6 protein-coding genes are annotated in these 6,957 nt (G+C 47.1%); 1 reads left to right on the plus strand and 5 read right to left on the minus strand.

What is annotated here, in order from left to right; all coding sequences use genetic code 11:
• Positions 1-47 precede the first annotated feature (47 nt).
• The 4 genes from FHQ30_RS05390 to FHQ30_RS05405 form a co-directional block, all read right to left on the minus strand.
• Positions 48-1,808, minus strand: coding sequence for a monovalent cation:proton antiporter-2 (CPA2) family protein (locus tag FHQ30_RS05390; protein ID WP_139611447.1), 1,761 nt, complete (start codon positions 1,806-1,808; stop codon positions 48-50).
• 77 nt (positions 1,809-1,885) lie between these two features.
• A complete protein-coding gene (locus FHQ30_RS05395) occupies positions 1,886-3,235 on the minus strand; it encodes a GntP family permease (protein ID WP_139611448.1) in 1,350 nt (449 codons plus the stop codon).
• A gap of 146 nt (positions 3,236-3,381) precedes the next feature.
• Entirely contained in the window at positions 3,382-3,882 is a 501-nt protein-coding gene (locus FHQ30_RS05400; RefSeq protein ID WP_139611462.1) for a protein disulfide oxidoreductase, read from the minus strand.
• Between the two features lie 24 nt (positions 3,883-3,906).
• Positions 3,907-4,737, minus strand: coding sequence for a helix-turn-helix domain-containing protein (locus FHQ30_RS05405; RefSeq protein WP_139611449.1), 831 nt, complete (start codon positions 4,735-4,737; stop codon positions 3,907-3,909).
• A gap of 209 nt (positions 4,738-4,946) precedes the next feature.
• Here FHQ30_RS05405 and FHQ30_RS05410 point away from each other — a divergent pair, with 209 nt between their 5' ends.
• Positions 4,947-5,789: a cysteine hydrolase family protein gene (locus FHQ30_RS05410; protein WP_139611450.1), complete on the plus strand. Its 843-nt coding sequence runs from the start codon at positions 4,947-4,949 to the stop codon at positions 5,787-5,789.
• Between the two features lie 110 nt (positions 5,790-5,899).
• Here FHQ30_RS05410 and FHQ30_RS05415 read toward each other — a convergent pair whose 3' ends face one another.
• Positions 5,900-6,736: an SIS domain-containing protein gene (locus tag FHQ30_RS05415; protein WP_139611451.1), complete on the minus strand. Its 837-nt coding sequence runs from the start codon at positions 6,734-6,736 to the stop codon at positions 5,900-5,902.
• Positions 6,737-6,957: the final 221 nt, after the last annotated feature.

The following is a 6,957-nucleotide window of genomic DNA, read 5'->3' on the forward strand; positions in this document are numbered from 1 at the left end:
TGAATGTTGAAAGTGCGGTTAGCGTTTTGCTAATCGCACTAATATTGTTAATTGTCAATATGGGTTTCAGTCAATGGCTGTGGTTTTGGCGAATATTGTTGCATATCGATTCCGGCAGAAACTTGTTCGCACAACAAACGGCTGTCACGCAAACGAATATCTTGTGTGATACGTTCTGCTTCTTCTTTATCAACACCCAATGCGCCCAATGTTTTTTCGCCTAATTCAAATGCAGCGGCTGCGGTTTCTCGAACCACATAGTCCACACCTTTATTCAGCAATTCGATATAGTGACGGCGATCCCAAGCGCGAGCAATCAGTTTGGTGTTCGGAAAGCTGTGTTGTGCCAAATCGACAATATGATCGACTGCCTGCTTATCATCAACACAGATCATAATTGCTTGCGCCTGCGCAGCGCCTGAAGTGTGCAAAATATCCAACTGCGTGCCATCGCCAAAATAGATGTGCCGCCCGAATTTTGCGGCTTCACGAATTCGAATCGGATCGTTGTCGATGATTGCCAGTTCAAAACCACGACTGAGCGGCACCTGACTGGCGATTTGCCCAAAGCGCCCGAAACCGATCACCAAGACTTGTCCTTGTAGATTTTCGGCTTTGTCCAAGCCGTCAGCAGAGATTTTTTCCGCTGGCAACAAACGATCGACGGCAATCATCACCATCGGCGTCAATGCCATAGATAAAATCACTGTTGCCGACAACAGCGCATTGGTTTGCATATCCATTAAGCCACTGGTAACAGCAGCGGCATACAGCACAAAGGCAAATTCGCCACCTTGCGCAAACATGGTAGTGCGCAGCAGAGCTTGTCGGTTGTTGGATTTAAACAGGCGGGCAATCACATAAATACCAAGTGCTTTGGTCAGCATAAACGTAATTACCGCCAGCGCCACCCATGCCCATTGTGTAGCGATGATGCTTAAATTTAACGACATTCCCACCGCAAGGAAAAATAATCCGAGCAAAATTCCTTTGAACGGTTCAATATCTGCCTCAATTTGGTGGCGATAACTGGATTCGGATAGCAATACTCCGGCTAGAAAAGCCCCCATTGCCATCGATAATCCGCTGATTTCCATTAATAATGCCGCACCTAATACCACCAACAATGCTGCCGCGGTCATCACTTCGCGTGCGCGTGAGGCAGCTAAAATTGCAAAGAGCGGATTCAGCAGCCACTTACCGGCGATGATCAGTGCAGCCAGTGCACCTAACGCAAGGGCGATCTCTGCCCATTGACTGCTGCTGTCAGCAGTTTGATTCGGGCTGATAAACGCTACGATAGCGAGTAACGGGACAATAGCCAAGTCTTCCAACAGTAAAATTGAGAGCGCTTGTTGCCCGGTCGGCGTGTTGCTTTCGCCACGTTCTGCCAGCATTTGCATCACAACGGCGGTCGAAGACAGCACGAAACCGGCACCACCAACAAAGGCAACAGACCAAGAGAGATCAAACACGGCAACCCCAAGTAAGGTCAGCAAGCTGCAACAGAGCACGACCTGCGCCGCGCCTAAACCGAAAATTTGTCCGCGCATTTGCCACAATTTGCTTGGGCGCATTTCCAATCCGATGATAAACAGAAACATCACCACGCCCAATTCAGCAAGATGAAGGATCTGTTGCGGATCATCAAAAAATCCGAAAACATGGGGGCCGATTAAAATACCGGCACTGAAATATCCTAATACCGCTCCTAAGCCTAAGCGCTTAAAAATCGGTACTGCCAACACCCCGGCAGTCAGCAGGATGACCACGGGTAATAAAGGGCTTGCGGCATGCTCGACAGACATAAAAAAATCCTTTTTATCAATACGATTAAAGATGGCTATTTTAACTTAAGCCAACCGCACTTTGAAGTATGTCTTGTTTAAAGCAAAATCCATGCCAGCAAGGCAACCACAGTGATGGTGACTAACCCCTGAACCAAGGTTGCGACGGTTTGCGATTTATAAGCCGTGGCAACGTCCATTTCACTGAATTCTGCCACCACCCAGAAAAAGCTGTCATTGGCGTGGGAAACCGTCATCGCACCGGCACCAATTGCCATGATTGCCAAGACTGAACCAAGGGTGCTGTCCAAACCGAGCGCCGGCAGCAACGGATAAATAATCGTAGACGTTACCACCAAGGCAGTGGTTGACGAGCCTTGTGCCGTTTTGAGTGCAGCAGCAATCACAAACGGTACCAAGATGCCAAGACTCATGGATTGCAACATCGTGCCGAGATAATCGCCGATGCCGCTGGCTTTCAGCACCCCGCCCAACGCACCGCCTGCTGCGGTGATAATTAAAATACTGCCGGAGTCTTTCACTGCTTGACCTATCCAATCGTTCAGCGTGGTTTTGCTCCATTCCGGCAGCAAACGGGCAGTAAAGAATAAGCCGATTAAAAGTGCGGTCACGGGTTCGCCGAAGAAATACACATATTTCAAGAGCAGATTATCCACTCCGCTGAACAGCAGCTTGAGCAGCGAAGCAAAGGCGATTAACGCAATCGGCACAATAATCGGCAGGAACGCATTTAGAGTAGAAGGCAGTTTGGGATATAACGCCTTAATTTCATGGTCGTAACTTAAACGTGGCAGATCGTCTTGCGCACAACGATAGCGTTTGCCTGCCCATTCGGCATACAGATAACCCGCCAGTGCGGCAAACAGCGCCACCACCAGCCCGACCAAAATTACCAAACCGAGATTATCAACATGCAAATTGCCGGCAGCAGCAATCGGCCCCGGGGTTGGTGGCACCAACGTGTGAGTGGCGTATAAGCCGGTGGAGAGTGCCACTGACATTGCCACGGCAGATTTTCCGGTTTGCTGGATCAACGATTTTTTCAGCGAGGATAAAATCACAAAGCCGGAGTCACAAAATACCGGAATCGATACGATGTAGCCGATAATACTCATTGCCAGCACCGGGCGTTTGCGCCCGACTTTGCGTAGTACAAAATCTGCCATGGTAATTGCTGCGCCGGTTTTTTCCAAAATTGTGCCGATGATCGTACCCAGCACAATCACGATGCCGATGTAAGCTAAAATGCCGCCAAATCCGCTGGTGATGGTTTTCACCGTGTCGGCAATCGGCAGTCCGGCGCACAGTGCAATGGCATAAGCCGTGAGTAACAGCGCCAGAAAAGGGTGCAATTTGTATTTTGCGGTGGAAATCATGATAAACAGAATGCCTGCCACCAGCAGGATAACCAGCCAAAAACCACTCATAAAACCCTCCGGTATTATTGAAGTGAATGAAGCAGCAATAGGATTCTGTTTAAAATAGCAATTTTTAGCGCTTTGAACAGTGTTAATCAACGGATTTGCGATAATCTTCAAAAATTTTCAGCAGATGGTTTGCAGATTGCCGGTTGTTAAAACCACTGTGCCAGCCATAACCGCACTTTGAGCCCCCAATAGCTGCTCAAGCCGGTGGTGGCGAACTCCATTTTGCCTTGGTCGAAAATAATGATAGTCGGGGTGACGGCAACCTGCCATTGTGCGGCAATGGTTCCTTTGGGATCGTTGACGCTGGTGAACTGGTATTGATGTTTATCTAAATAGGCTTGCACGAGTTCGGCATCGCCAGATTGCAGCGCAACGGTCGCCACCGGCACTCCCTCTTTTGCTAATCGATCTATTGCCGGGGATGTGTAGCGACAGTAACTGCACCATGTCCCCCAAAAATACAGAATTGCCGGGCGGTCTTGGCTCAACTGCGCCAGAAAAAATGGCTGCTGTTGCAGATCGTAAAGTGCGGTCGTGGCGGCATCGAGCGGCACTTCAGGCTTACGATACCAGTCTAATATCAAACTCACGATGACAAAAGTCAGGAAAAGGGATAACAGGTTTTTGCCGATTTTTTTCAGGTTGATTTTCATTTATTGATCTGCTTGATGTTATTGATCAGATTGCTGCTGTTTAGCCAGCCATTTTAGCGGTGACAGCCCGATTTTTGCGGTGAAAATTCGGCTGAAGGCACTGGCGTATTGATAGCCGACCTCTTCTGCGACGATTGCAATCGGCAGGCCGCTGCGCATTTTGCGTTGAGCAAGGGTCAATCGCCATTGGGTTAGATAATCCATTGCCGGAATCCCGATGACTTTTTTGAAGTGTGCTGCAAAGTTAGAGCGTGACATATTGGCTAATTCCGCCATATTGTCCAATTGCCAAGCTTCAGCCGGTTTTTGGTGAAGTGCACTCAGCACTTTGCCCAATTTGGCATCGCCTAAACCGCACAGGAAACCGCTGGTCAGTTGCTGCTGTTGTAAACCGTAACGAATAACCCGAATCAGAAAATAAGCGCACAGATGGTGAATTGAAACCGCTTTGCCCGGCTGTTCGCTGTGATATTCCTGATAAACCGCGTTACTTAAGGCGGAAAGTTCAGGGTGTTGGTTCAACGGCATCATCACACATTCGTCCAATGCCTGATTGAGCGGGTTGGTGACACCCTCACCAAAATCAAAACTGATGCAAGAGACGCTGATTCCGTTTTCATCGAGTGGATTTAAGCGGTGTAAGGTGCTGTTCGGACAAAAAATAGCGCAAGGTTGGTAAACTCGTTTCTGAACATGATTACTCAACATCATATCAAAGGCACCTTGATGGACAATGTGTAGGTAGCTTTTATTCGGCTCGTTAAACTCACCGATTCGACATAGCAAACTGCTGAAAAACAGATCACTACGGAAATCAAAGCGGGTAAAAAATTCGGCTAACGGATCCATGAATTATCCTAGGCTCTATTGAACGGTTATTTGGTTAAAAAGTCCGGACGAATGGTTAATTTTTGTTATCGGGCTTGCTCTATACTTCATCTTGTTCCAAACGGGGAGAGGCAACGACATGATATTTCATCAAGGTGTGAAGCACTCTTGGTCTTTCAAATATTCTTGGGTTTTCAAATTAATTAGTCAATGAAAAAAAGGTGATTACTATGAGTAATGAGCATAAAGCACAACAAATCGATACTACACGCCGTCAGGTACTGGGCAAAGGATCACAAATCGCAATGGCGGCAACGGCATTAGGCGCAATGGGCTTAAGTGCGGTGGCAACAGCTAAAGAAAATAAAGCAGCTGATCCCTATGCAGAGCCGCAGCAATACGGCATGCCGCGTCACGGTATGAAGCTGGATAAAAAACGGGTTGCATTGGTGGTGGTTGATCCACAAGTGGATTTTTTAAGCCCGAAAGGAATCAGCTGGGGCGTGATGGGCGAAAGTATTACCCGCAATAACACTGTGCCGAATATCGAAAACCTGTTTAAAGCTGCAAAAGCGGCGGAGATTCCGGTGGTGGTTTCGCCACACTATTATTATCCGGTGGATCATTCGTGGAAATTTGGTGGTCCGGGCGAACATTTTATGCACGACAGCGGCATGTTTGCGCGTAAAGGACCGTATACCTTGGAAGGTTTTGAAGGGTCAGGAGCAGATTTTATGGAAGAGTACAAACCGTATATCTATGACGGCAAAACGATTATTGCCAGTCCGCATAAAGTATTTGGTCCGGAAACCAACGATGTGGTACTGCAACTGCGTAAACAAGGCGTAGATCAAGTCATTTTGGCAGGCATGGCGGCAAATTTATGTATCGAATCACATTTGCGTGAATTTATCGAACAAGGTTTTGAAGTGACGGTGGTGAAAGATGCGACTGCCGGACCAAAAATTCCGGAAGGTGACGGCTATTTGGCGGCACTGGTGAACTTCCGTTTGATCGCCAATGATCTGTGGACAACCGCAGAAACCGTGAGCAAATTGGGCGGTAAAGCCTAAGAAATCCGGATTTTGAATCCCCTTAAAACCGCACTTTTAATCTCTGATTGGCACTCTGTTGTGACTTCAGCGAGCGAAAGTGCGGTTTTTCTATTATTTTCAGTGCGATACTATAGTCGGGCAATCAGTTGTTTGCTGCGTTCGATTTGCGCCAATGCAGTTTGTTGATTCTGCTGCAGCAAGCCCATAAACAGCAGATCGGTTATCGCATGTTGTGCGGTGCGTGAAGCGATCGAGGAGCTGCGGTACAACGATTCATCGGCAATCGAAAACAGCAGTTGATCAGCGGCTTGATGCAGTGGATTAAAGCTTGCGGAAGTCAGCGCAACCACCGGCACATTCTGTGCTTTTGCCGTTTCAACAGCTAACAACAATTCTTTTTTTTGCCCGGAAAAAGAGATCACAAACAGCAAATCCTCAGCGGTTAAGGTTTGGCTGAGCACCAACTGGGCGTGGGTGTCCATTTCGGTTAAAGCGGTAATCGAAATTTTATTCAGCTTATAAGCAAAATCCTTAGCCACCAACGCCGAATTACCGATGCCAATCAATAAAATTTTCTTGGCGCTGTTCAGCCGTGTCAACACCTGTTGCAGCACGCCCAATGAATTAATCCGATAGGTTTCTTGCAATGCTTGTTGTTTTTCCTGAAACAATTTTTCAGCAACCGTCGCCAAACTGTCGTCCAAACCGATGTCGTCGTGCAATTTGATTTTACTGTTCAGTGCCAAGTCTTCACTGATGGCGACTCTGAATTCAGTATAGGAACGCAGCCCCAATTTTTGGCTGAATTTGATTATGGCTGATTGGCTGACACCGATGGTTTCGGCTAATTTTGATGAGGAAAGATTTTTGACTTGAAGGCTGTGCTGCAAAATAAATTCGGCAATTTTCAGTTCGGTTTTGGAATAACTGCCAAGTAGATGTTCAATTTTGTTTAAAAAACCCATAGCTGCCTCACAAATGGAATAAATAATTCTTGTATTTTAAATTATTTTGAATAAATTAGTATTTAATGCAGATTAAGTCAAGGATCAGCCGCCATAAATGTCGATCACCCACATCAGATGAGGAGGGCGAATGCCGGAAAAACTGAATCAATTGATCACCGAAAGCCGTAATCCACAATCGGAGCAGCTTGATCGCTTATCGACCGTTGATATTTTACGCC

The organism is Testudinibacter sp. 'clade 2' (assembly GCF_006227735.1).
Taxonomy (GTDB): Bacteria; Pseudomonadota; Gammaproteobacteria; order Enterobacterales; family Pasteurellaceae; genus Chelonobacter.